Consider the following 24201-nt stretch of genomic DNA (forward strand, 5'->3'; position numbering starts at 1 on the left):
ACTAAAAGGAGGGTATATGATGGCAAAGAAAGCGCCTGAAATAGATGAATATAAATATGGCTTTCGTGATAAAGACGTTTCTATTTTCCGTACAGAGCGTGGTTTAACACGAAGAGTCGTTGAAGAAATTTCAAACATGAAAGAAGAACCACAGTGGATGCTAGATTATCGCCTAAAAGCTTTGGAACATTTCTACTCACGTCCAATGCCGCAATGGGGTGGAGACTTAACTGGCCTTGACTTTGATGAAATTGTTTACTATGTTAAGCCTTCCGAAAAACAAGGTAGAACATGGGATGAAGTACCTGCAGAAATTAAACAAACCTTTGATAAATTAGGTATTCCAGAAGCAGAGCAAAAATATCTTGCTGGGGTTTCAGCACAGTATGAATCGGAAGTAGTATATCATAGCTTAAAAGAAGACTTAGAAGATTTAGGTATTGTTTTCAAAGACACAGATACTGCTCTAAAAGAAAATGAAGAATTATTTAAAGAGTATTTTGGAACAGTAATTCCATACTCTGATAATAAATTCTCTGCTTTAAACTCAGCAGTTTGGTCTGGAGGATCTTTCATCTATGTTCCAAAGGGTGTAAAAACGAATACACCTTTACAAGCATACTTCCGTATTAACTCGGAGAATATGGGACAGTTTGAAAGAACATTAATAATTGTAGATGAAGGTGCATCTGTACACTATGTGGAAGGATGTACTGCACCAGTTTACACAACAAACTCACTGCACAGTGCAGTTGTTGAAATCATCGTTAAAAAAGATGGTTATTGCCGTTACACTACGATCCAAAACTGGGCTAATAACGTATATAACTTAGTTACAAAGCGTGCAGTTTGTGATGCTAATGCTACTATGGAATGGATTGATGGTAACATCGGTTCTAAATTAACTATGAAATACCCAGCGATTATTCTTAAAGGTGAAGGTGCTCGTGGTAACACCATCTCTATTGCTATTGCTGGTAAAGGTCAAGTACAAGATGCTGGTGCAAAGATGCATCACTTAGCACCTAATACTTCTTCTACTATCGTTTCGAAGTCATTCTCTAAACAAGGTGGTAACGTAACTTATCGTGGAATGGTTCACTTCGGACGTAAAGCAGATGGGGCACGTGCTAACATTGAGTGTGATACGTTAATTCTAGATAACGAATCTAAATCTGATACGATACCTTACAATGAGATTTTGAATGATAACATCTCATTAGAGCACGAAGCAAAAGTTTCAAAGGTGTCGGAAGAACAACTATTCTACTTAATGAGTAGAGGTTTAACAGAAGAAGAAGCTACTGAAATGATCGTAATGGGCTTTATCGAGCCGTTTACTAAAGAACTTCCAATGGAATATGCAGTTGAAATGAACCGTTTAATTAAGTTCGAGATGGAAGGTTCTATTGGATAATATTAAAAACCTATATATATTAGAGGTTTGAGGATTTTATACCGTGCCATATTGGTGCCAAGTTGAAATTACCTTTTAGTGTAGGAGGCGAACTTTTGAAGTTCGTCTTCTTCTTTTTTTGGAATAATATCAAGATAGGTATTCCTGTTGTTTTGATGGTTTTATGCCATAAACAATTAGATACATATTTTAGGCTTGCATCTGAATTCAAGGAGCAGAAGCAAGGCTATGTCTAAAGCCGTGGGTGGCTTTATTGTTATCCTCAAAGAGTTTTTGAAACAACTTTATACAATGAATTATATTCTCTCCGAAAATCTAATGAGTTAAATTTCCTATAACATTCTATCTGATGACGAATGGAAGTAATTAATGCGTCTTACTATTCGAATGTTAGATGAAAAGCTGTTATTTAATTTAATCTGATGTGATAACAAAATCCTTAGATATATTTCTAAGGATTTTTATTTTTTGTTATTGATTTGATTCTTTAAAATTAGAGATTTAGGTGCCTCTAACCCTTGCCAACTCACAAAAGTTACCTTAACGTTTCTATGTAACAAAAATGTGCGTACTTTTTTTCACTCTATAGAGGCCTCATAATAAAGGAGCGATAAGCAATCAAACAATTGGAGGATACAACATGATTAATCATTTACAAGATACAATCACATTAAATAACGGTCTACAAATGCCTGGTATGGGTTTAGGTGTTTTTCAAGTAGAGAATGATGCTACCGCTGAGATGGTTAAAAACGCTATTGAAGTTGGGTATCGAAGCATCGATACTGCTGCAATTTACGGTAATGAAGCAGGTGTAGGAGAAGGTATTAAACAAGTGCTTACATCTACGGGCTTACGACGTGAAGACCTGTTCATTACATCAAAAGTATGGAATGACGGATTAAGCTATGATGAAACTATTGCTGCATATGAAGAGAGCCTACAAAAACTAGGGTTAGATTATTTAGATCTTTATCTTATCCATTGGCCGGGTAAAGATAAATATGCTGAATCTTGGAAAGCGCTAGAAGACCTATATAATCAAGGGAAAATCAAAGCAATTGGTGTTTGTAACTTTACTGTTTTACACTTACAAAATTTATTATCAGATATAGGTAAGATTCCTTAAATAACCACATCAAAACCGCTTGTTGGGAATCCTAGCAAAACAATGCTAAAATGAGTATTGTAAACTAATAGAGGCAGAGGTAGTTAATTTGGTATTTATAATTTGTTTATTCATCGGTATTTTAACAGCATTTGTAGGTAGTTTGGTTGGACTTGGTGGGGGAGTAATCCTAATTCCGTGTCTATTATTACTACACCAATTTGTTCCTGGATTTGAGTGGGCTACACCACAAGCAATGGTAGGAATCTCACTAATTACGATGGTCTTCACATCACTATCATCATCTCTTACATATTTAAAAGAAGGTAGAGTCGATTATAAAACTGCTATACTTTTTTTAACTGGAAGTATTCCGGGTAGTATGATTGGTTCGTGGTTAAATCAGTTTATGGATACGGAAGTGTTTTCCTTATATTTTGGTTTCTTGATTATCATAATTTCTTTCCTGTTTTTCTTTAAACGAACTTCAAAAAGAAAAAATGTAACCGGAAATAATATTAGAGTATTTCAAATTAATGGTGAGAAATACCAATATTCAGTTTCAACTCCGTTTGCTTTTTTACTTTCATTAATAGTAGGAACACTATCTGGTCTGTTTGGAATTGGTGGAGGATCTATTATGGTACCCGCAATGATTCTCTTATTTGGTTTCCCTGTTCATATTGCAACTGCAACGTCTATGTTCATGATATTTTTTGTTAGTATTATTGGAGCAAGTACCCATATTGCACTTGGTCATATTGAGTGGCAGTACCTATTTTTCTTTATCCCTGGTGCATGGATTGGTGGTAGACTTGGGGCTAGAATAAACCAACTATTAAAAGGGAAAACATTAGAATGGATTTTGAGAATTACACTAATTGTTATTGGATTGCGTATGATTATAAATGGATTAACCGCATAAGGAGTTTTCTACATGCAAGAAAAAATTTATTTTTACTATACCAATGATTTACACAGTAACTTCAGCCAGTGGCCACGAGTTACTCAATATATGAGAGAAGTGAAGGCCAAACGAGATCAATCAAATGACTCGTATTGGCTTTTTGATATCGGAGACCATATTGATCGAGTTCATCCAATTTCCGAGGCGCTATTGGGAAGAGGTAATGTTTCATTGCTCAATGATATAGGTTATGATGCTGTAACTATTGGAAATAATGAAGGAATTACGTTTTCCCATCAAGACCTCTTCCATTTATATGATCAAGCAACATTCCCTGTTGTTTGTGCTAACTTAGAAAGTCTAGATAATAAACTTCCTGAATGGTTAAGACCAAGCTTACAATACATCACTTTGCATGGAGTTAAAATAAGTGTGATTGGGCTTACCGCACCCTTTAATGATTATTATGAGTTACTGGGGTGGCATATTACAGACCCATATGAAACAATAGAAAAACTAATTCAACAGGTAAAAGAGTCATCCGATGTGATTATTCTGTTATCTCATTTAGGAATAAGTGAGGACGAAGAGATTGCCAGAAGATTTTCTGATATTGATGTAATTATTGGTGGACATACACACCATTTATTACGTACTGGTGAAGAAGTAAATCAGACAATCATTACTGCTGCTGGCAAGCATTGTTATTTTGTTGGGGAAGTTATTCTAACCTGGGATTATGAAGAAAATAGGTTAATTAAAAAGGAAGCATATACTACTGATATCTCAGATTATGCGATTGATGTTGAAACCAATCAAAAGCTCCATATTCTACAAGAGCAAGCAGAAGAAATATTGGACCAAACCATTGTAATTACAGAAGAACCTATTCAGGTAAATTGGTACGAGCATACGGAAATTATGCAATTATTAACCGATAAAATAAAACAAGAAACAAACGCGGATATCGCGATGTTTAATACAGGTTTACTACTAGATGGTTTTCCTACTGGTAAAATAACATTAGGGGATATTCATCGAGTCTGTCCACATCCGATAAACCCTTGTATTGTTGAGCTTTCTGGTGCTGAGGTAATCGAAGTGATAAGAGCTAGTCTAACGAAGGAATTTATGGAATTCCAGTTAAAGGGATTTGGGTTTCGAGGAAAGGTTCTAGGTAGAATGATTTTTTCTGGCTTACATGTCATAACTGGTATTCATTCAAATGGCCAGGAGTATGTTGAAGATGTATTAATGAATGAGGAGCCTCTTGGTATAGAAAAAATCTATTCTGTTGTTATTGCTGATTCATTCACATTTGGTAGATTATTACCTGAGGTAGCTAAATCGGAGAGAAAAACGTATATACTTCCAGACTTTATCCGAGATTTCCTAGCTGAAACGCTAAAGGAAAATTACAGATGAAAAGCACTATTTTAATATCGTGACACATGACCCTCCATTTGCATAGAAATATAGTGTACATTATAAAGGAGGCATCATGTTCATGATTACCATAAATCCATTAGAAGTGGACGGAATAATGTTCACAGCGATTAAAGTAGAATTACCCAAAACAAACTTATTAATGATTACAAATGAAATAGGTTATATCATGTGTGGAGCTTTAGATGTTGATTTATTAAGTGAGAAGCTAAAAGACCGTGAAGTAATTGCTGCAAGAGCAGTAGGAGTCCGAACAATTGATGATTTACTAAGTGCACCACTGGAAAAGATAACAGACGCTTCCAAAGAAAAATATGGATGGGAAGTTGGTATGATTGGAAAAGAGGCCCTAAAACGAATATCTTAAAAATGTCTCCCTCAAGAGGCATTTTTTTATTGAAATATTTGTGTATTTAGTCTTGGTTTATGCACTGGAAGAATATTACTTATGAAAATATCATTATTCTAAATATAGCTTTTTAAAAACAGATTTGTTACTATTAATTATATAATTTGTCGAATATTGCCGTTTTGTAAAAGGCTGGTGAGGAGTACATAATGAGACTAGTAGCTACAGCATCAATTCAACCAGGTGAGGTTTTGGGACAAACCATTCACAGAGATAATGGAACCATACTACTGCATAGCGGAATTCCATTAACAGATAGATTAATAAATCGACTAGAAGATCAGGGGATTAGTTATGTATATATAGAAGATGAGGCAACCAAAGATATTATTGTTCAACCAGTTATATCTGAAAAACTCAGACATGATGCTACTTCATCTATGAAAAATATTTATTCCAGTATTCGAAAAAGTAAGTTAGAAACAAATTCCTTTGTACTAGATGAAGAGAGTACTAATCTGACCAATATTATTAGTCGTATAATGGATGAAATAAATGGTCATGAAGAATCTATTACATTATTAACAGATATTTATTTAACCGACGATTACATATTCCAGCACTCTTTAAATGTAGCTATTTATTCTCTAGCCATTGGATCTGAATTGAAATTAAATGCAAAAGAACTAACGGAACTAGGGAAAGGTGCTATTCTTCATGATATTGGGAAAGTCTTTATTGATCCGGATATTTTACAAAAACCAGATAAGCTTTCTGATGAAGAATTCTCTATCATGAAATCCCATACAACTATGGGCTATGATTTGCTTCGGAAAAACCATACTTATTCTTCAGTTATAGCACATTGTGCTTATCAGCACCATGAACGAATTAATGGCTCGGGATATCCTCGTGGTTTAAAGGGCAATGATATCCATCTTTATGCACAAATAATTGGGGTAGCAGATGTATTTGATGCTGTGACTAGTAATAGAATTTACCGTAAAGCACTACTTCCTCATGAAGGTCTGGAGCTGTTATATAGTAGTGCTGTTAACCAATTTGATATTCGAATTGTAGAAGCCTTTAAAAATAGTGTAGCTGTTTACCCAAACGGGATGTATGTAGAGTTAAATGATAATAGAAAAGGTGTTGTAGTAAGTCAGAACAAACACATATGTGACCGACCCATTATTAGAATACTTGAGAATGGATCAAGGGGCATAGAGCCTTATACCGTTGATTTATCTACAGAATTAAATGTAACCATTACAAACTGCAATATTTAGTCTAATTTTTAGTATTACCTTTCTTGGAACAAGCATAGATTGTACCGAGGGGGTTTTTTTTATGAAAAGGCATCGGATGGGTTTTAGGGGAAGAAATTCACCACCTCCGTCAAGGTATATTTTAATGATTTCATTTATATTGGTAATAGTAATTACGTATTTTAGTTTAGAGTTTATTGATAATAAGATTACACCGACAATAAAAGACATTGCCGAGAGGAAAACAACTGAGTTTGCGACAAGAGGGATTAATTCTGCGGTCAAATTTGCAGAAGAATATACATTTGAAGATATTTTTATAACAGAAAAAACAGATTCTGGCCATATATCCATTGTAGGATGGGATGCTTCCGTAGTGAATAAAATAAATCGAGCCGCAACAGATAGGGTGGAGGAGTTTTTCCATAGCATGAACCGTGGGACACCACCCCAGTATAGTGATCCTCTTGGGGAACCGGATGTTTATGGTGACACGGTTGATGAATTGGTTTACCGTGATCCTACTGTAATTGAAATCCCAATTGGGCAAGCAACAGGCAACTCTATTCTAGCCAATTTGGGACCGAGAATACCTGTGAATTTAGAGTTGGTTGGAAGTGTTCGAACGGAATTAGTAGATGAAAAGGAAAATTTTGGGATTAATAATGTGTTTGTAACATTGTATGTAGAGGTTGAAGCAGATGTACAAATCGTTATACCATTTACTACTAAAGTAGAGACAGTTAAAACAAGAATATTAATTGATAAGTCCGTTATCATGGGAGAAGTACCAGATTTTTATGGAGGAACTGGAGGAGACCCTTCTATAGCAGTTCCAAAAGAAGACTTGCAAGATGATGAATAATATAGTATAGTAAATTCATAATTTAATAGGAAACCTTATCAGATCGGTGAGGTAGAGGCGCAAATTAGATTAGTACTCAATATGAGGATGACAACTGTGATTATTGATGAAAGGCTTGTTTGCCGAAGCGTAATAAGGGTCAAACTTATTACTTGCTGGGGTGTCTTTGAATAAAAGGCACACTGTCATGCTAACGTGCATGGAGGACTACAGATCGAGATGGAGGATAACGTATATGCATAAGCAATGATAGGTTATTTTCTATCGTTGCTTTTTTGTGTGGAAAAAAATCTTTTTTCTCATAAGCGTATCTCCATGAACGGACGGCATAAACTAAAACAACAATGGAGGTAGTGTTATGGAAGGAACAATATTTTCACTAATCCCGGCAATTATTATGTTAGTATTAGTTTTACTTACAAGAAAGGTATTACTTTCTTTAGGAATTGGAATTGTTGTTGGGGCATTATTTATTCATGATTATAATATGTTAAACAGTATTAGAGAAATATGGAATGTGTTTTATGGGATTTTTGTTTCAGATGGATCTCTAAATATGGGACAGATTCAACTAATCGGTTTCTTGTTATTATTGGGAATAATGACTGCTTTTCTACAAGCTTCAGGTGGAAGTAAGGCATTTGGAGACTGGATGATTTCTAAAATTAAAACCCGTCGAGGAGCCCATCTTATGGCACCAATCTTTGGAATTGTGATTTTCATTGATGATTATTTTAATGCTTTAGCGGTAGGGCAAATTGCAAGACCAATTACAGATCGCTACAACACTTCTCGTGCTAAATTAGCGTACTTTATTGATTCGACTTCAGCACCTGTAACGGTTATTTCACCTGTGTCAAGTTGGGGTGCATATTTAATTGGTGTAGTTGGGGCTTTAGTTACAATGATTGGTCTTAAACCATTAGAAGCTTTTGTTCAAATGATACCGTTCAACTTTTATGCCTTAGGTGCCATTTTGCTCGTGTTTTTAGTTGCGTTCTTTAATATAAATATAGGACCAATGAAAAAACACGAAACTATAGCAGTTGAAACTGGTGAAGTAATTCCTAAAGATAAAACGGTACCAGGGGATTTATCCAATTCATTTGAACCTAGTAAGAATGGTAGAGTATTTCACTTAGTAGTACCAATTATTGTATTATTATTAACAACTGTTGGTTTAATGCTCGTTACTGGTGCACATGCGAGCGGTGAAACCGTAACATTGTTATCCATATTTGAGAATACGAATGTTAACTTCTCCCTATTTTATGGTGGTATAGCAGCAGTAATTGTAGCATTAATCTTATATCTTGTTCAAAAGAACCATGATGTAAAAACTAGTCTTGTGTTTGTGGAAGGTATTAAAGCAATGCTACCAGCTATATATATCTTAATATTAGCTTGGATGATTGGCTCAATCATTTCTACCCTACAAACTGGTGAATATTTAGCACAAGTAGTAGAAAACACCAATATAAGCTCTGGTATATTACCAGTCATATTCTTTGTTATTTCTGGCTTTATGGCGTTAGCAACAGGTACTTCTTGGGGAACATTTGGTATTATGCTCCCAATCGCAGCAAATATTATGTCAATTGCTGATCCATCATTAATTATTCCTTCACTTGCTGCAGTATTGGCTGGTGCTGTATTTGGAGACCATGTATCACCTATTTCTGATACGACAGTTCTATCATCTACTGGAGCAGGCGCAAATCATATTGATCACGTTTTAACTCAACTTCCTTATGCTCTAATAGTAGCGATTGCTTCATCTGTAGGATATCTATTAGTAGGGTTAACGAATTCATTACTATTCGGTTTAGCAGCAACATTCCTTTTGATTATAGCAATTGCTTTTGTTGCTCATAAGTCAAATAAAAACTAAATAATTCTCATTAGTAGTAGGGTCTGATTCTTATTGTTACAACAATAAATGTTGTGAAATTAAGGTCAGACCCTTCTTTCTAGTATAAAGATTCTATATTTACAAAAGAATCTAAAAAATGCTTTGACATAAGAAAAAAGTACCGGTATAATACAGACAAGTTCAGTAATTTCAGAAAACTATGTTAATATAGAATACTTCTGAAGTTACGAAATAAAAGGCTTATTTCCATTTTACATAGTGGAATAAGGAAAATAATAGGAGGAGGTCTTTTAATGGAAACACGTTCTCAGTGGGGAACAAGAGCAGGTTTTATTTTGGCTGCAGTGGGATCAGCTATCGGTCTAGGTAACATTTGGCGATTTCCTGCTGTAGCCTATGAAAATGGAGGAGGTGCCTTCCTAATCCCATATTTATTTGCATTGTTAACTGCAGGGATTCCAATTCTAATTTTGGAATTTACTATGGGGCATAAATATCGTGGTTCTGCACCGTTATCCTATAGGCGAATGAATAAGAAAACGGAATTTATAGGTTGGTGGGCAGTTTTAGTTGCTTTTGTAATTTCAACCTATTATTCAGTAATTATTGCCTGGGCAATGTCATATTCAGTATTTTCTTTTAAATTGAATTGGGGAGAGGATACTGGTGGATTTCTCTTCGGTGATTATTTAAAACTAGCGGAGAATCCTGGTGAGGTTGGCAGCTTTGTACCTGGAGTACTGATTCCACTTATTCTTGTATGGGTAATTGTTCTAGGTATTTTATTTAAAGGTGTAAAAAAGGGTATTGAAATCGCGAATCGTATTTTTATTCCAGCATTGGTAGTTATTTTCCTTATTATTGTTATTCGTGCAATTACTCTACCTGGAGCAATCGATGGATTAGAAGCATTCTTTACTCCAGATTTTAGTAAAATCTTAGATCCTGATGTATGGGTTGCAGCCTATGGACAAATTTTCTTTAGCTTGTCTATTGCTTTTGCGATTATGATTACGTATTCGAGTTATCTTCCTAAAAAGTCGGATATTACAAACAATGCATTTATTACTGGTTTTGGTAATTCCAGTTTTGAGATACTAGCAGGTATTGGAGTATTTGGTATTTTGGGTTATATGGCAGGGCAAGTAGGTGAACCAGTTAGTGAAGTAGTAGATGCTGGTGTTGCATTAGCGTTTGTTGTATTCCCAGAAATTATTAATCAATTTCCTGGGTTGAATGCGTTATTTGGCTTCCTTTTCTTTGCGTCATTAGTGTTAGCCGGATTGACCTCTTTAATGTCGATCACAGAAACTTATGTAGCTGGTCTAATGGATAAATTTAAGATTTCTCGTGGCAAAGCTGTACTATTCGGTGGTGGAGTTGCCGCATTAATTTCACTATTATTTGCTACTCAGGGAGGTCTATACTTCCTAGACGCAGCAGATTATTTCATTAACCAATTTGGAGTAGCTCTATTAGGTTTAGTAGAGGTAGTATTAATCGCTTGGATTTTAAGAGAAGTTAAGAATCTTAAAGATCATGCAAATGAAATTTCGGATATTAAGTTAGGTGCTTGGTGGACAATTAGTTTATCCTTTATTACTCCAGTTGTTCTTGGATATATGATGTATGGATTGTTAAAGCAAAACATATTGAGACAATTTGATAATCCAACCGGTAACTACGAAGGATACCCAGATGTATTTATTCTGTGGGGTGGCTGGGCAGTAGCTATTGGAGCATTAGTAGTAGGTATTATCATGGCTATTACAAAATGGAAGAAACCTTCAGTAGAAGATGAAGAGTCTTACAAGAAGGAGGCACAATAAGATGGCCTGGGTCTTTTTTATGATACTTTCTATTGTAATTGTATGGGGAGGTTTAGCAGCTAGTATTTGGTGGGCTGTTAAAAAAGCAAAAGAAGCAAATTAACAAGAGAGACTGTCTTAGAATTATCTAGGACAGTCCTTTTTCATTTTATTTTTTATTTTTAGCCATTCTTTCCCATTTACTTAAATATGGGTACGGGTCAAATGACCATTCACTATATCCATTATCCTTATACATTCCATAATGTAAATGAGGTGGAAACTTTCCAGAAGTTCCTGGTGGTCCATATCCTGATGAACCAACACTACCTAATACATCACCTGGTTTTACGATTTGTCCAACTTTAATTCCATCTTTATAGCCACTTAAATGTGCGTAATAATGGTAAATATTAAAGATATCACGAATACCTATTCTCCATCCGCCGTACAAGTTCCACCCCTTTAGTTCTACTACTCCATAAGTCGTGGAATGCACTGGTGTACCATAATCTGCAAATATATCTGTTCCTTCGTGAATTCGATTTCCACCAAATCCCCTACGGTCTCCCCAGGTATTTCGGTAGCTATAATTATAATTTATGGCAACAGGGAAATCACGATCGGTTAAATTTATATGATTAAATTTCTTAAATACTAGCGCTGTATTTTTAATCGTTTGAACGGTTAAATCTCTTTTGTAGTAATTCCATAAAGCTATTTTAAAGTCTTCTTCAGAATGACCATATTCCTTAATAATAGAAGCCATCGTATATAGTATATCTTCGCCATTTTCCGGGTCAGCTTTATGATCTCCATTCCCATCCCTACCTTTACCATTGAAAATCCCAATCATATCGGTGTCCGTGGAGCTATTCCCAGCACCAAACCAAATCTCTGTTGGAATTCTAATTGATATTACTTGATCTTCTTCCAGATCCTTATATATTTGCCTCTCGTATTGGTCCACTGCAGCAATATAATACCAAGGTATTTCAGTAATGGCTTCGGTTTTTTTATAAAGCGCCATTCGTTTATCATATATGCTATCTTCCTTTTCTTCAGCATTTGCAATAATTGGAAGAAAACATAAGATGGTCATTAATAACAGGAACGATAGATAGCTTCTATAATACATTCTATTCACCTCTCTTTCGGCAGATTGGGAATAAGAACAAACACTTCCCAACCTGCATAAGTACGAGTTTTTCATCCAACTAAAGCAAAAAAGTTTTCCTTACTTAAAAGATGAGATTGAACTAACTAAAATGACAGTTAGTCCGCCATTTCTTCTTGGCTATTTTCCATCCCTTGTGGTGATTTTTTCATTTGTGAAATAATTTGATCTAATGTATTGTCATATTCTTTATTTTGAGTTGATGAGTTATGCAAGCTTTGAATATCCTGAATTAATGTTTCATTATCAGATACGTATATATGATAAAAGCGAGGCATAACAGAGGCAGCTGTCTTACTAGCGATATCTGCCGCGATATTTTGGTCAAGCTCTTCGTTACGGTCATATGCAATTAGCACTTCTTCATCGGTTACTAATGTTGCAACTCGATTGAAACCTTCATTTCTTAGAATTATTCTTGCAATCATATCAGCCATTTGAACTCGATCAATGGTTGCCGCATGATGTTCTTCTGTGTCTTGATTTAGTTGATCCCTAGTATAATTAACATAGCCTAATTTGTCATTCAGATTCGATGTGTTTTGGATCTTGTTTTCTCGATTTGGATCTAGTTGGTCCATGATTTGCTCTTGTTCTCCTGAAGAATTATCTGTTTGAGCACATGCTGTTAAAACTAATCCCAGGACTAGGATGCTTAATATTCTATTCATTTCCTTATTCCTCCTAATTAGTTGCAAAATACGTTAGTACTAGTTTGTAGTAAACATGAGAAATCATGCGCTAAAAAATCAGAATAGCTGATATTGGTAAAAGTATGGTAAACTATAAACAACGTATGAGGGGTGAGTTTTGGTGATAGAACTATTTGGAAAAAAATACGAGTTAATTGAAAATGTTAAAGACGGTTTTCAACAAAAAGCCCTAGAGGACCGATATTCAGATATTTTAAAGAAATATGATTTTATTGTTGGTGACTGGGGATATGAGCAGCTACGGCTAAGAGGGTTTTACCATGATCATAATTCCAAGGCTTCAGAAGATTCGAGAATTAGTACACTTGATGATTATATTTATGAATATTGTAATTTTGGTTGTGCTTATTTTGTCATACAAAAAAAGGATTAAATTGTGTAAATCGGGACAGACCCTAATATGGTTACAGCTATTAGTTAATTTCATTGTTGGGTGTCTGTCCCCTGTTGTACTAACCTATTCTTCCTGTTCAGGTGTCACATCATCTGGATGATCATGAATAGGATGTGCCCCGTCAATTTGCCTTGGAAGATCTTCGTGCAATTCCTTATAAGGATATACAAATGCGCTCTGTCTCCTTTGATCATCTTCCCATGGTGTTGATTTACTTTCCACAGGTTCCTCCTTATTAATGCTAGAGCCAAATGGTCCTTCCGGAAATTCCTCGGGTATTAGATAATTTTTTTGATTACGTACATTTGAAAAATCGGAGAACTGTTTCTTATCATCTTTGCCCATAATCCTCAACCCTTTCTACAAGATAGCGGTGTATATTAATTGTTCCAACCTGCGTTCAGACCGACCGAGTATTCTCCCCTTAGCATGAACACCAAGTTTTCTAATCTTTATCTTTTCCGTTACATGAGTATATTACTATTCCATATGTTGGTTTTGAATCGTATTTGAGTTAATTCATTCTTGTCCCCTTTTTGTGATATGATAAGGATGTTAGAAGTGAATTGGGGGTATATACATGTATTTTGTGGACAGAAAAAAAGTGGAAGCTACATTACAATTTGTTGATACATTATTAAATGAATATAAAAAATTAAAAGTGCAATCATCTCATGAAAAGTTTGCCTTAGAAAGGTTGTCACAATTACTAATTGAATCTGTTATTGATGTTGGTAATATGATGATTGATGGATTTATTATGCGTGATCCAGGTAGTTACGAGGATATCATTGATATATTAGAGGATGAAAGAGTTCTTCCTAATACTGAGAGTAACGCCTATAAAGAGGTTATAGGACTTCGTAAAATGCTCGTGAAGGATTACTTACATATTAATCATGATAAATTAAACCAAATAATAAATGAAAACTACGCAGTTTTAGAGCAATTTACAACTCGTATTCGTGAGTATCTAAATAATGAAATCGGAGTAGCGAACGCATTTACTAAGGAATAAGGAGTACTTAATTTGAAGAAATATAAAGGTTATTTAATTGATTTAGATGGTACGGTATACCGTGGAAACGAAGTAATCGAGGATGCGCCTACTTTTATCCAGGAATTAAAACGTAAAGATTTTTCGTATTTGTTTTTAACGAATAACTCATCTAAAACACAGGAACAAGTCTCTGAAAAGTTGACAAGGTTAGGAATTGATGCCAAGCCAGAAGATGTCTTTACAACTAGCATGGCAACCGCAAAATACATCAAGCAGAATTACCCTGATGCGCGATGTTACTGTATCGGGGAAGAGGGATTGTTAGATGCTTTTGAGCGTGAAGGCATTAAGGTTACCGACGAAGTTAATTGTGATGTAGTAGTTATTGGAATTGATCGGGATATCACTTATGAAAAGTTGGCCAAAGCCTGTCTTGCGGTCCGGGGGGGTGCTGCTTTCATCTCGACTAACAGTGATATAGCACTTCCTACTGAACGTGGTTTCCTTCCTGGAAATGGGGCACTCACATCCGTTATTTCAGTTAGTACGGGGGTAATGCCAACGTTTATCGGTAAACCAGAATCTATTATTGTAAAAGAAGCACTAGAAGTACTTGGTACAGATCCAAACGATACTATCTTGGTTGGGGATAATTACAATACCGATATCCGAGCAGGTATTAATTCGGGATTAGACACATTATTGGTCTTTACTGGTGTAACTCGATTTGAAGAGTACGAAATATTACCTGTAAAGCCAACATATTTTATACAAAACTTATGTGAATGGACACAAAAAATAGAGTAAAGGGGGCTCCCTTTACTCTATTTTGCGTCTTCTGCAGCATGGGCAAGTCTACTGGATGCAGCAGCAGCTATTGCGCCTACAATATCATCTAAAAATGTATGGCATTCACCAGTGGATTTATCATTTAGTCTTTGTAAAATACCAGGTTTTTGTTTATCAATATAACCATAATTGGTAAAGCCAATAGAACCATAGACATTTACAATAGAAAATGCGATAATCTCATCAACACCATATAAACCTTCATCAATTTCAATTGTTGTTTGCAATGGTTCTTCTAGCATTTTCTTCTCTGCCAATTTATCTAATTGTATTCCAGTAAGGATTGCATTTTGAACTTCTCGCTTCTCTAATACACGGTCTACATTATACAAACAATCATCCATACTTAAGGTTTCATGATACTTTGATTGTAAATAGTAAACGAGTTCCGCAATGTCCTTTAAAGTAACACCTCTTTCTTCTAAAAGTTCTCTTGCTTTTTGCTCCAGTACACTTTGCTTCAACTTTTTATCCATGTTTGTCACCGTTTCTCCTTTTTAGGTTAAGATTGGGTAATTTTTTCATACATTTATAGTAATGGTGTGTGGGAGGGAAGTATGATGAAAGAATTACTATTAGTAAATTATAATATTCATGCTACAGAACGAGTTCGTATAAACGGAAGAGAAGGATTCCGAGATAATGATTATTATTATTTTATCATTTCCTCATCAAACAAGGAAATGATTCATTTAGAGCAAGCAGCACTTGCCTATTATCTTGCCGAAATTGGTTACAATCATACGGCAATTCCTATTCCAACAATGGGGAATAAGTGGTTTGTAGAAAAAGACAAAAATCATTATATGGTGTTTCGAGTTTCAGCCATCCAGAATGACAACCAACAGTCCCATGGAAAAAGATTGGCTGAGTTTCATAATCGAAGTGCTACCTATAGTTATGAACCCAAAGAGATTTCAAGCTATGGATTGTGGAAAGATTTATGGATTAAAAAGCTAACTGCGTTTGAACAAAAAATTAAATATGAATCAACGTCTCACAAAAATAAGTATTATCGATTATTGGTTGATATCTTTCCCTATATAATTGGTTTAAGTGAAAATGCCATCCAGTACTTACAAGAGAGTGAAACAGACAAAAGATTTCATCAGAGTGATCAAGGTGTATTCGCATTTCTTAGGTATGAAAATCATTTATTTAATCCAGTAATCTGGACAGATAATCTTGTTTATGACCATCCAACACGAGATTTAGCCGAGTATATTCGATATCAATTTCTAAATGAAGATTTTAATCGAAAAGAATTAAGTTCATTCATAAATGAGTATCAGGAAGTTAGACCGTTATCTATTTTTAGTTGGAGACTATTATATGCTCGATTAGTCTATCCAATACACCTTTTTGACTTGATCGAGGATAGTTTTAGTGGACAGAATGCTGATTGGTATCATGCAGAACTAAAACGTATAGTTAAAAAGCAAGGAGTTTTTGAAAAGAGATTAGAGAATTTTTTTGATTGGATGAATGTAGATTATCGGGGGTATGATTTACCTACTTTGAAGTGGTTGTAGTTCTGTGTGGAGTAGGTATTGAATGGACAGTACAAAAAATAAAAAGCAGGTATCCTTATGGTACCTGCTAAAATTGTCTATTTAAAATACCTGTTCTATTTCCTTAACACCCGGCACTTCAGCCATTAACGCACGTTCGATACCTGCTTTTAATGTTATTGTTGAGCTCGGGCAGTTTCCACATGCACCCATGAGACGAAGAAGTACAATGCCATCATCATCAACATCTACTAACTCCACATCTCCACCGTCACGAAGTAAAAATGGGCGTAATTTATTTAATACTTCTTGTACTTGTTCACGCATTATCCATCTTCTCCTTTCCTAGTTTCATTATATAGGTGTAACCTTAAAAAATCTATTCTTTATTTTTCGTTAGATTGTTGGCCCAATAATGTCATCTTTTATAAATTTTAGTCATTATTATTTTATCTTTATACTGAGATTTTGTAAAATAAAAGAAACTAACGATTTTAGAAAGGGGCTTAATAAATGAGTAGTAAAAAAGTTTTAATAACGGTATATGGTGCCCAACAAATTTGTGCTAGTTGTGTAGGTGCTCCAGGTTCCATAGATACCTATGAATGGCTCCAGGCTGCAATATCACGAAAATATGAAACTGATGGCATTCGCTATGAGTATATTGATATAAACGAACCACAAGAAGAAGAAAAACACAGGAATTTTGTGGAAAGAATTATGGAAGAAGATTTATTTTATCCAATCGTTTTTGTCAATGACGATATGGTGGCAGAGGGAATTCCACGATTAAAGACCATTTATGAAGCATTGGAACAGCGAGACGTGAAATTGTTAGAGGAAGTGAAGTGAGGGAATTTAAAATGGAAATACCTTTTGTCAAGATGCACGCCCTTGGTAATAATTATATTTACCTTGATTTATTTAGCTTTCCAATGGATGAAAAAATCCTGCCAGATGTTGCCAAGAAAGTTTCCAATGTTAATACTGGCATAGGTTCAGATGGTATGATCCTAATTCATCCAACCAATAATGCAGAAGTTGGGATGCGTATATTTAACAAGGACGGATCAGAAGGAATGAACTGTGGAAATGGGCTTCGGTGTACTGCAAGATATGCATATGAAGCTGGGATTGTAAGGGAGAAACAATTTCGGATTGCGACTAAATCGGGAATCGTTGAAGCGGAAGTTATTGTTGTGGATGACATGGTTGAGGAAGTTACAGTAGACATGGGAAAACCAAGGTTAAAACGCTCACAAATTCCAATGGTGGGGGATGAACTGTCCCATGTCGTCAATGAAGAGTTTGAGGTGGAGGATCAAATTTTATGTGTAACAGCTGTATCCATGGGGAATCCACATGCTGTATTTTTTGTGGAGAATATTGAGGAAGCTCCATTATATACACTAGGCGAAAAAATCGAAAAGGATCCCCGTTTTCCGGAACGCATAAATGTTGAGTTTGTAGAAGTGGTAAATGAGAATGAATTAAACTTTCGAGTATGGGAACGAGGCTCTGGTGTTACAGAGGCGTGTGGCACCGGTGCATGTGCAGCAGTTGTTGCAGCAACATTAAATAATTATATTCCAAAGAATAAATTAGTAACAGTTCACCTGCAAGGTGGAGATCTATTTATTAGATGGGATGAAAATGACTCCGTTTGGATGACTGGCGAAGCGAGGATAGTTGCTACTGGTAACTATTACTATGAGTAACTGGAAAATCTTTATATTTGAAAACAGAATTGTTCAGTATGTATACTAGTGTAAAGATATGAATTTATTTAGGAGGAATTAAGATGGTTATATCGCTAACAAAAAGTGCGAGTCTCCAAATAAAGGAAATGATGAAAGATGAAAAAGAAACTGTCAGTTTGCGTTTTGGTGTAAGAGGTGGCGGTTGCAGCGGGTTATCTTATTCACTTGGTTTTGATGAGGAAGTTAATGAGGAGTTGGATCTTGTTCAAGAAATTAACGGGATTCCAGTTATTATCCATAAACCAGATATTCCCGTAATTGAGGGAACAACCATTGATTTCAAACAGAATTTAATGGGTGGAGGATTTAGTATAGATAATCCTAATGCCATTTTATCGTGTGGATGTGGATCTTCATTCCGTACGAAGGAAACTGTAGGTGCACCGGATAAATGTTAATGAAAAAGCATGAAGAGGAATATTTCCTTTTCATGCTTTTTTTGTACTCTCGCCGCTCAGTGGAAAGCCGATAAAAATAATATACCTTCAAGCACTTTAAAAAACCTACAAAGACACTCTACTTTATTCAAACATACTAGTGGAATGCTTTGGTTGTACTCTTGCTTTTGGATCGATGTATTGTTTGGCGTTGTTGATGGCAGTTGGGCCCTCACCAAATCCTGTTGCGATTAATTTAATTTTTCCAGGGAATGTACAGATATCACCTGCAGCATAAATACCAGGAATGTTTGTTTCCATCTTGGTGTTAACAACAATACTGTTTTTCTCTATTTCTAGACCCCAGTTTTTAATCGGGCCTAAGGATGAAATAAATCCATAATTACAAATTACTTCATCGATTTCAAGCTCTACTTTTCTCTCACCTTTGACTTCCTCTAAAGATATTTTTTCAATCTTATTAGAGGTTACAATATCATTTGGAGCAAATGGTGTTATAACATCTACTTTAGAGTTCATTAATTTTTCCACGCTATGTTCATGCGCTCTAAATTCATTTCGACGATGGATTAAGTATACTTTTTCTGCAATTGGTTCAAGCATCATCGCCCAGTCGACTGCGGAGTCACCTCCACCTAATATAGCAACCTTTTTATCTTTGAACTGGTTCATATCTTTTACATAATAATGAAGATTAATTCCTTCGAAGTCCTCAGAATTATTGATATTTAAGCGTCGTGGTTGGAAGGCACCATTACCAGCCGTGATGATCATTGTTTTTGTATAATGAGCTTCCCCCGTATTAGAAGTTAACTTAAAGGATTGGTCCTCTAGGCGTTCCACTGTTTCAATTGATTGTCCTAATACGATTGTAGGGTCAAACATTTTTGCTTGTTCTTCTAAATTATCTACTAACTCTTGTGCACGTACCTTTGGAAAACCTGCAATATCATAAATATATTTTTCTGGATAAAGGGCTGTTAATTGCCCACCAGTATGTGGTAAACTTTCGATTACTTTAACACTTGCTTGACGCATACCACCATAGAAAGCGGTAAATAAGCCAACAGGGCCAGCGCCAATAATGGTTACATCGAATACGTTATCAGACATGAAAAAACCTCCTTTTAAGAAAAATACCACTAACATAGTAACACAAATAGCCGAAACTTGTAATTTATCAGTCTCTAAAATGGAAAGTATTGAAAGATATATTTAGGCTTGAAAATTCTAGTTAAAAGGTCTATCATATAGGTTGGATAATATATTACAGTTATGTGACATTCACTTTTAAAATATGCCTTTATTTTTTATTACCTTTATTCGTGAAAAACGTCACATACACATAAGTAATAGTACTATAAATATTAAAGATGGATGTGATGATGAATGAAGAAGCCTAACATCGTTGTCTTAGGTGCTGGCTACGGAGGAATCATGACGACTGTGAAATTACAGAAGTCACTAGGTACAAACGAAGCAAATATTACACTAGTTAATAAGAATGACTACCATTACCAAACTACTTGGTTACATGAAGTTTCAGCTGGAACAGTTCATCAAGACCAAGCAAGAATCGCAATTAAAGATGTTATTAACCAGCATAAAGTTAACTTTGTACAAGATACAGTGGTTGAAATTAAACCACAGGAAAATAAAGTAAAACTTGAAAATGGTGAATTAGAGTACGATTATCTTGTAATTGGTTTAGGATTTGAATCAGCAACATTTGGTATTCCTGGACTTGAAGAAAATGCATTTATGATTAACGATATTAACACTTCTCGTCTAATCAGAGAACATTTAGAGTATAATTTTGCAGAATATCACAAGGATCAGAATCCTGCTCGCTTAAACATCGTTGTTGGTGGGGGCGGATTCACAGGAATCGAATTTGTTGGGGAATTAGCTAATAAGGTTCCAGAATTATGTAAGGAATATGACATTGATAAATCACAAGTACGTATTATCAATGTAGAGGGTGCACCAACTGTACTACCTGGATTTGATCCAGAACTAGTGGAATATGCTATGAATTCCCTAGAAGCGCGTGGAGTAGAATTTATTACAGGTGCATTGTTAAAAGAAGCAAAATCAGATGGTGTTGTATATGAAAAAGACGGTAAATTAAATGAAATCTCCACTCTAACAACTGTATGGGCTGCTGGAGTAAAAGCGAGCTCTGTAGTTGCAGAATCAGGCTTTGAACATAACCGTGGAAAAATTCAGGTTCGCCCTGACATGCGTTCTCCGGAATATGACAATGTATTTGTAATTGGAGACTGTGCATTAATTATGAATGAAGAGAGTGGAAGACCATTCCCTCCAACTGCTCAAATTGCTATTCAACAATCTGCTACAGTAGCGCATAATGTTACCGCTCTTGTTAAAGGTCAAGGTCACCTAGAAGGTTTTGAATATAAGCCACTAGGAACATTAGCTTCTTTAGGTCATAATGATGCTATGGGTGTTGTATTCGGTGATAAGAAGCTATTTGGCTGGAAAGCGACAGTCATGAAAAAAATGAGTGACAACCGTTATTTATTAAAACTAGGCGGAATTAGTCTATTATTGAAAAAAGGTAAATTTAATTTCTTTTATTAAGACTATAGTTTAATTAAATAGGAATAAGAAGCAAAGGCGTATCTCGTCTTTGCTTTTTTATTGAAATCCTTATAGAATTAGGTTGTGTGAAAGTGAATTAACAAAGGAGAATACGTACATTGATTCAATTAATAGTTTCTGTTATTTTATTTTTTGTCATATTTTTTGGTATTGCCTTTATTTTGAATATGTTACTAAGAAAAACATGGTTAATGGCATTTATTTATCCGTTCATTGTTTTAATTATCGTCGATAAGATTCCAATGGGTGAATATTTTACATCACCTGGCCAGTCCTTTTCTAAGGCATTTTCAGAGTTGTTTTCCGTAAATGGCTGGGATATTATCATTTTGTCTTCTGGTTTTTTAGGGACAATCGTGTCTGGTATTGTAATTAAATTTTTGCGAAAAAGTGGTTATCAAATGTTTTAACCCTAGGTTAGTTTTCTATTCAATATGCATAAAATCTTACTAGATTGGAAATGATGACACCCAGAGAGGTGTTGTTATTTGAAAATCAGTATCATTATACGAAGAATTAGTATGACAGGCCTGTTTCTACTTGCATTCTGGATAACAATATCGAGTATTTCCAATGTTACGTATACAGATTTAGCCTTAATGCTAAAAAAAGATCATTTGGTATCTGCAAATGTTTTTTATGCTGGACATGCAGAATATAGAAAGATTGCATTACAGGAAAAACAACTTAAGGTGCTAAAGAAGCAAAAGAGATATGTTTCCAGTGTGCAAATTGAGGGACCAAAATCGGTCGAAGAGGCTATAAATATTGAAAGCTATCCGAAGGCAACCGTAGTGGCAACTGGATACACGGCAGGGATAGAATCAACGGGGAAAACTTCAGACCATCCACAATATGGTATTACGTATTCAGGTGTAAAAGTAAAGCGAGACTTATATTCAACAATAGCGGCAGATTTAGATGTTTATCCAGTTGGTACAATTATGTGGATTCCCGATTATGGCTTTGGGGTTGTGGCTGATAAAGGTGGAGCGATTAACGGTAATAAGATAGACTTGTATTTTCATACCGTTGAAGATGTCTATTCCCAATGGGGAAAACGTGAAGTAGATGTTTATATTATTGAGAAGGGTAGTGGAGTTCTCTCGGAAGAGGTTCTTCAACGTCTTAATGAGAATAAAGCACTACAGGTATTCCGAGAACAAATTAATAAGAGCTAAAGAATAGAGAGGGGAGACCCTCTCTTTATTGATATAGTTGAAAAAGAAGTGTTGCAACTAATATTCCAGTAATTGCCCCAAAAAAAACTTCAATTGGTTTATGACCAAGTAATTCTTTTAAATTCTCTCTTTTTTCATATGCGCCTTTCTTCTCCCAGTTCTTTGCTTCCTCAATAAATAGCTGAAAATCTTCTACTAATTGATTCAGAACAGTTGCATGCTTGCCAGCTTGCCTGCGAACCCCAGAAGCATCATACATGGTAATAATACTAAATACTGCAGCAACAGCAAATAAAGTTGAACCAAACCCCTCAATAATGCCGATAGCTGTAGATAGTGCTGTTACAGCAGCTGAGTGGCTACTAGGCATACCACCAGTACTAAATGCAAGGCCTGGTATAAATTCTCTTGTTGCAATGAAATGGATCGGTATCTTTACAACCTGCGCAAAGATAATTGCTAAGAGTGCTGCTGTTATAGGGAAATTGGAAAATAGAGCCATGATGTGTATCCTTTCGGTTATTTTTTCTGATACTTGGTGTTATTTTAGCATAGACCAAACTAAAAGAGATATGAAATACACAAAGGAATTATTTTTGTTAACGTGTGGGCATGCGCCCGAAACTGAGAAGGATGCTCCCGAGTCTGGTAAGCATGTGCCTGAAATCAGGAAGGGTGTTCCCAAAGTAGATGGCCATACTCCCTGAACTGCTAAGCAACCTCGTACCAATCAAAAAAAGATTCTAGATATTCATCTAAAATCTTTTCCGAATTTCAATATTTACTTTATCGCTGCTTCTAGAGCAATTTCCATCATTTCATTAAATGTTGTCTGACGTTCTTCTGCAGTTGTTTCTTCACCAGTAATAATGTGATCAGAAACTGTTAGTACAGAGAGCGCCTGACGATCAAATTTAGCAGCAAGAGTATATAATGCAGTTGTTTCCATTTCAATTGCTAGGACTTTATACTTTGCAAGTAATTCATTTACTTCTGCAGCATTATCACGATAGAAAGTATCACTTGTGAATACATTTCCTACACGAATATTCATTCCTTTTTCAGTTCCCACTTCATATGCTTTTCGTAATAAATCGAAATCAGCAAGTGGTGCATAATCAATACCGTTAAAGATTAACTGGTTCATTCTTGAATCTGTTGTAGAACCTTGTGCTAAAATAACATCACGAACTTTTACATCTTTTTGAATTGCACCACATGTACCTACTCGAATTAACTTTTGTACATCATAGCTCTGAATTAATTCATTTACATAAATCGAGATAGATGGAACACCCATACCTGTACCCTGGACAGATACTTTTTCACCTTTATAAGTTCCTGTATATCCATACATTCCACGAACTTGATTATATTGTGATACTCCTTCTAGGAATGTTTCTGCAATATATTTAGCTCTTAATGGATCACCAGGTAATAAGATTTTGTCAGCAATTTCACCTTGTTTAGCTCCAATATGTACACTCATATGATTTCCTCCTAATGTAAGCTAGTCTATTCCTAAAGTTATCATATCAGGCATCTAAAAACA

Annotated in this window: 28 protein-coding genes, 1 pseudogene and 1 riboswitch; of the genes and pseudogenes, 21 read left to right on the top strand and 8 right to left on the bottom strand. The window is 35.3% G+C overall.

Translation table 11 applies throughout. The features are described 5' to 3' along the window. The first annotated feature begins 19 nt into the window (after positions 1-19). The 11 genes and pseudogenes from sufB to TY11_RS20370 all read left to right on the top strand — a co-directional run bounded on the left by sufB (position 20) and on the right by TY11_RS20370 (position 11165). Positions 20-1417 carry a Fe-S cluster assembly protein SufB gene (sufB, locus tag TY11_RS03645; protein WP_042142948.1) on the top strand — a complete coding sequence of 466 codons (1398 nt, stop codon included), beginning with the start codon at positions 20-22 and terminating at the stop codon, positions 1415-1417. Positions 1418-1512: 95 nt separating this feature from the next. Continuing rightward, complete coding sequence (locus TY11_RS20365) at positions 1513-1653, top strand: hypothetical protein (RefSeq protein ID WP_155982660.1); 141 nt, start codon at positions 1513-1515, stop codon at positions 1651-1653. A 404-nt stretch (positions 1654-2057) separates the two neighbouring features. Then, a pseudogene (locus tag TY11_RS03650) lies at positions 2058-2525 on the top strand (aldo/keto reductase); the annotation flags it as partial. Positions 2526-2634: 109 nt separating this feature from the next. Further along, entirely contained in the window at positions 2635-3450 is an 816-nt protein-coding gene (locus TY11_RS03655) for a sulfite exporter TauE/SafE family protein (protein ID WP_042142950.1), read from the top strand. Positions 3451-3462: 12 nt separating this feature from the next. Next, on the top strand, positions 3463-4857 hold the full coding sequence (locus tag TY11_RS03660) for a bifunctional metallophosphatase/5'-nucleotidase (RefSeq protein WP_042142951.1): 1395 nt from the start codon (positions 3463-3465) through the stop codon (positions 4855-4857). 82 nt (positions 4858-4939) lie between these two features. After that, positions 4940-5245, top strand: coding sequence for a YunC family protein (locus TY11_RS03665; protein WP_026907015.1), 306 nt, complete (start codon positions 4940-4942; stop codon positions 5243-5245). A 191-nt stretch (positions 5246-5436) separates the two neighbouring features. Next, the gene (locus TY11_RS03670; protein ID WP_042142954.1) at positions 5437-6516 is read left to right on the top strand and encodes an HD-GYP domain-containing protein; all 1080 of its coding nucleotides are present in this window, start codon (positions 5437-5439) and stop codon (positions 6514-6516) included. Positions 6517-6577: 61 nt separating this feature from the next. Then, positions 6578-7360: a sporulation protein YunB gene (gene yunB, locus TY11_RS03675; RefSeq protein ID WP_042142956.1), complete on the top strand. Its 783-nt coding sequence runs from the start codon at positions 6578-6580 to the stop codon at positions 7358-7360. A 44-nt stretch (positions 7361-7404) separates the two neighbouring features. Next, a riboswitch (Lysine riboswitch) is annotated at positions 7405-7578 on the top strand. A gap of 140 nt (positions 7579-7718) precedes the next feature. Next, entirely contained in the window at positions 7719-9251 is a 1533-nt protein-coding gene (locus TY11_RS03680) for a Na+/H+ antiporter NhaC family protein (RefSeq protein ID WP_042142958.1), read from the top strand. 275 nt (positions 9252-9526) lie between these two features. Beyond that, complete coding sequence (locus tag TY11_RS03685; protein WP_042142961.1) at positions 9527-11062, top strand: sodium-dependent transporter; 1536 nt, start codon at positions 9527-9529, stop codon at positions 11060-11062. 1 nt (position 11063) lies between these two features. Next, positions 11064-11165 carry a MetS family NSS transporter small subunit gene (locus TY11_RS20370; protein ID WP_155982661.1) on the top strand — a complete coding sequence of 34 codons (102 nt, stop codon included), beginning with the start codon at positions 11064-11066 and terminating at the stop codon, positions 11163-11165. 45 nt (positions 11166-11210) lie between these two features. Here the strand turns inward: TY11_RS20370 and TY11_RS03690 are convergent, their stop codons facing one another. Next, positions 11211-12179, bottom strand: a complete 969-nt coding sequence (locus tag TY11_RS03690; protein ID WP_042142963.1) for a M23 family metallopeptidase — start codon at positions 12177-12179, stop codon at positions 11211-11213. 137 nt (positions 12180-12316) lie between these two features. Continuing rightward, on the bottom strand, positions 12317-12889 hold the full coding sequence (locus TY11_RS03695; protein WP_042142965.1) for a YhcN/YlaJ family sporulation lipoprotein: 573 nt from the start codon (positions 12887-12889) through the stop codon (positions 12317-12319). A 142-nt stretch (positions 12890-13031) separates the two neighbouring features. On the opposite strand from TY11_RS03695, the gene TY11_RS03700 reads away from it, so the two are divergent. Beyond that, the gene (locus TY11_RS03700; RefSeq protein WP_042142967.1) at positions 13032-13304 is read left to right on the top strand and encodes a YutD family protein; all 273 of its coding nucleotides are present in this window, start codon (positions 13032-13034) and stop codon (positions 13302-13304) included. An 84-nt stretch (positions 13305-13388) separates the two neighbouring features. Here the strand turns inward: TY11_RS03700 and TY11_RS03705 are convergent, their stop codons facing one another. After that, the gene (locus TY11_RS03705; protein WP_042142970.1) at positions 13389-13670 is read right to left on the bottom strand and encodes a hypothetical protein; all 282 of its coding nucleotides are present in this window, start codon (positions 13668-13670) and stop codon (positions 13389-13391) included. Between the two features lie 235 nt (positions 13671-13905). Between TY11_RS03705 and hepT the strand changes: the two genes are divergently transcribed. Both hepT and TY11_RS03715 read left to right on the top strand, forming a co-directional pair. Beyond that, positions 13906-14343 (top strand): type VII toxin-antitoxin system HepT family RNase toxin, encoded by a 438-nt coding sequence (hepT, locus tag TY11_RS03710; protein WP_042142972.1) that lies wholly within the window; start codon positions 13906-13908, stop codon positions 14341-14343. Positions 14344-14355: 12 nt separating this feature from the next. Next, a complete protein-coding gene (locus TY11_RS03715) occupies positions 14356-15132 on the top strand; it encodes a TIGR01457 family HAD-type hydrolase (RefSeq protein WP_042142974.1) in 777 nt (258 codons plus the stop codon). 17 nt (positions 15133-15149) lie between these two features. Here TY11_RS03715 and TY11_RS03720 read toward each other — a convergent pair whose 3' ends face one another. After that, positions 15150-15650 carry a phosphatidylglycerophosphatase A family protein gene (locus TY11_RS03720; protein WP_042143117.1) on the bottom strand — a complete coding sequence of 167 codons (501 nt, stop codon included), beginning with the start codon at positions 15648-15650 and terminating at the stop codon, positions 15150-15152. 84 nt (positions 15651-15734) lie between these two features. Between TY11_RS03720 and TY11_RS03725 the strand changes: the two genes are divergently transcribed. After that, complete coding sequence (locus TY11_RS03725) at positions 15735-16706, top strand: protein kinase family protein (protein WP_042142976.1); 972 nt, start codon at positions 15735-15737, stop codon at positions 16704-16706. Between the two features lie 81 nt (positions 16707-16787). On the opposite strand, the gene TY11_RS03730 is transcribed toward TY11_RS03725, so the two are convergent. After that, positions 16788-17012, bottom strand: coding sequence for a NifU family protein (locus TY11_RS03730; RefSeq protein ID WP_042142979.1), 225 nt, complete (start codon positions 17010-17012; stop codon positions 16788-16790). A gap of 186 nt (positions 17013-17198) precedes the next feature. On the opposite strand from TY11_RS03730, the gene TY11_RS03735 reads away from it, so the two are divergent. The 3 genes from TY11_RS03735 to TY11_RS03745 all read left to right on the top strand — a co-directional run bounded on the left by TY11_RS03735 (position 17199) and on the right by TY11_RS03745 (position 18843). Continuing rightward, a complete protein-coding gene (locus TY11_RS03735) occupies positions 17199-17537 on the top strand; it encodes a YuzD family protein (RefSeq protein WP_042142981.1) in 339 nt (112 codons plus the stop codon). Between the two features lie 11 nt (positions 17538-17548). Beyond that, positions 17549-18403 (top strand): diaminopimelate epimerase, encoded by an 855-nt coding sequence (gene dapF, locus TY11_RS03740; protein WP_042143119.1) that lies wholly within the window; start codon positions 17549-17551, stop codon positions 18401-18403. Between the two features lie 83 nt (positions 18404-18486). Continuing rightward, positions 18487-18843 (top strand): HesB/IscA family protein, encoded by a 357-nt coding sequence (locus tag TY11_RS03745; RefSeq protein ID WP_042142982.1) that lies wholly within the window; start codon positions 18487-18489, stop codon positions 18841-18843. 123 nt (positions 18844-18966) lie between these two features. On the opposite strand, the gene TY11_RS03750 is transcribed toward TY11_RS03745, so the two are convergent. Next, positions 18967-19956, bottom strand: a complete 990-nt coding sequence (locus TY11_RS03750) for an NAD(P)/FAD-dependent oxidoreductase (protein WP_042142984.1) — start codon at positions 19954-19956, stop codon at positions 18967-18969. A gap of 276 nt (positions 19957-20232) precedes the next feature. Between TY11_RS03750 and TY11_RS03755 the strand changes: the two genes are divergently transcribed. From TY11_RS03755 to spsC, 3 genes are all read left to right on the top strand, one after another. Beyond that, positions 20233-21447 carry an NAD(P)/FAD-dependent oxidoreductase gene (locus TY11_RS03755; RefSeq protein WP_042142986.1) on the top strand — a complete coding sequence of 405 codons (1215 nt, stop codon included), beginning with the start codon at positions 20233-20235 and terminating at the stop codon, positions 21445-21447. 119 nt (positions 21448-21566) lie between these two features. After that, positions 21567-21878 (top strand): YuiB family protein, encoded by a 312-nt coding sequence (locus TY11_RS03760; protein ID WP_042142988.1) that lies wholly within the window; start codon positions 21567-21569, stop codon positions 21876-21878. 78 nt (positions 21879-21956) lie between these two features. Next, the gene (gene spsC, locus TY11_RS03765) at positions 21957-22649 is read left to right on the top strand and encodes a stationary phase survival protein SpsC (protein ID WP_304413175.1); all 693 of its coding nucleotides are present in this window, start codon (positions 21957-21959) and stop codon (positions 22647-22649) included. Between the two features lie 25 nt (positions 22650-22674). Here spsC and TY11_RS03770 read toward each other — a convergent pair whose 3' ends face one another. Both TY11_RS03770 and deoD read right to left on the bottom strand, forming a co-directional pair. After that, positions 22675-23151 carry a divergent PAP2 family protein gene (locus tag TY11_RS03770; protein WP_042142990.1) on the bottom strand — a complete coding sequence of 159 codons (477 nt, stop codon included), beginning with the start codon at positions 23149-23151 and terminating at the stop codon, positions 22675-22677. Positions 23152-23430: 279 nt separating this feature from the next. Continuing rightward, on the bottom strand, positions 23431-24138 hold the full coding sequence (gene deoD / locus TY11_RS03780) for a purine-nucleoside phosphorylase (RefSeq protein WP_042142993.1): 708 nt from the start codon (positions 24136-24138) through the stop codon (positions 23431-23433). Between the last annotated feature and the right edge of the window lie 63 nt (positions 24139-24201).

The sequence above is a fragment of the Paucisalibacillus algeriensis genome, assembly GCF_000577245.1.
In the GTDB taxonomy this organism is placed as follows: Bacteria; Bacillota; Bacilli; order Bacillales; family Amphibacillaceae; genus Ornithinibacillus.

Bases quoted from the DNA above. Each gene is read 5' to 3' on its own strand.
- sufB (WP_042142948.1), top strand. From the start codon at position 20: ATGGCAAAGAAAGCGCCTGAAATAGATGAATATAAATATGGCTTTCGT.
- TY11_RS03660 (WP_042142951.1), top strand. From the start codon at position 3,463: ATGCAAGAAAAAATTTATTTTTACTATACCAATGATTTACACAGTAAC.
- TY11_RS03665 (WP_026907015.1), top strand. From the start codon at position 4,940: ATGATTACCATAAATCCATTAGAAGTGGACGGAATAATGTTCACAGCG.
- TY11_RS03670 (WP_042142954.1), top strand. From the start codon at position 5,437: ATGAGACTAGTAGCTACAGCATCAATTCAACCAGGTGAGGTTTTGGGA.
- yunB (WP_042142956.1), top strand. From the start codon at position 6,578: ATGAAAAGGCATCGGATGGGTTTTAGGGGAAGAAATTCACCACCTCCG.
- TY11_RS03680 (WP_042142958.1), top strand. From the start codon at position 7,719: ATGGAAGGAACAATATTTTCACTAATCCCGGCAATTATTATGTTAGTA.
- TY11_RS03685 (WP_042142961.1), top strand. From the start codon at position 9,527: ATGGAAACACGTTCTCAGTGGGGAACAAGAGCAGGTTTTATTTTGGCT.
- TY11_RS20370 (WP_155982661.1), top strand. From the start codon at position 11,064: ATGGCCTGGGTCTTTTTTATGATACTTTCTATTGTAATTGTATGGGGA.
- TY11_RS03690 (WP_042142963.1), bottom strand. From the start codon at position 12,179: ATGTATTATAGAAGCTATCTATCGTTCCTGTTATTAATGACCATCTTA.
- TY11_RS03695 (WP_042142965.1), bottom strand. From the start codon at position 12,889: ATGAATAGAATATTAAGCATCCTAGTCCTGGGATTAGTTTTAACAGCA.
- TY11_RS03705 (WP_042142970.1), bottom strand. From the start codon at position 13,670: ATGGGCAAAGATGATAAGAAACAGTTCTCCGATTTTTCAAATGTACGT.
- hepT (WP_042142972.1), top strand. From the start codon at position 13,906: ATGTATTTTGTGGACAGAAAAAAAGTGGAAGCTACATTACAATTTGTT.
- TY11_RS03720 (WP_042143117.1), bottom strand. From the start codon at position 15,650: ATGGATAAAAAGTTGAAGCAAAGTGTACTGGAGCAAAAAGCAAGAGAA.
- TY11_RS03725 (WP_042142976.1), top strand. From the start codon at position 15,735: ATGAAAGAATTACTATTAGTAAATTATAATATTCATGCTACAGAACGA.
- TY11_RS03730 (WP_042142979.1), bottom strand. From the start codon at position 17,012: ATGCGTGAACAAGTACAAGAAGTATTAAATAAATTACGCCCATTTTTA.
- TY11_RS03735 (WP_042142981.1), top strand. From the start codon at position 17,199: ATGAGTAGTAAAAAAGTTTTAATAACGGTATATGGTGCCCAACAAATT.
- dapF (WP_042143119.1), top strand. From the start codon at position 17,549: ATGGAAATACCTTTTGTCAAGATGCACGCCCTTGGTAATAATTATATT.
- TY11_RS03745 (WP_042142982.1), top strand. From the start codon at position 18,487: ATGGTTATATCGCTAACAAAAAGTGCGAGTCTCCAAATAAAGGAAATG.
- TY11_RS03750 (WP_042142984.1), bottom strand. From the start codon at position 19,956: ATGTCTGATAACGTATTCGATGTAACCATTATTGGCGCTGGCCCTGTT.
- TY11_RS03755 (WP_042142986.1), top strand. From the start codon at position 20,233: ATGAAGAAGCCTAACATCGTTGTCTTAGGTGCTGGCTACGGAGGAATC.
- TY11_RS03770 (WP_042142990.1), bottom strand. From the start codon at position 23,151: ATGGCTCTATTTTCCAATTTCCCTATAACAGCAGCACTCTTAGCAATT.
- deoD (WP_042142993.1), bottom strand. From the start codon at position 24,138: ATGAGTGTACATATTGGAGCTAAACAAGGTGAAATTGCTGACAAAATC.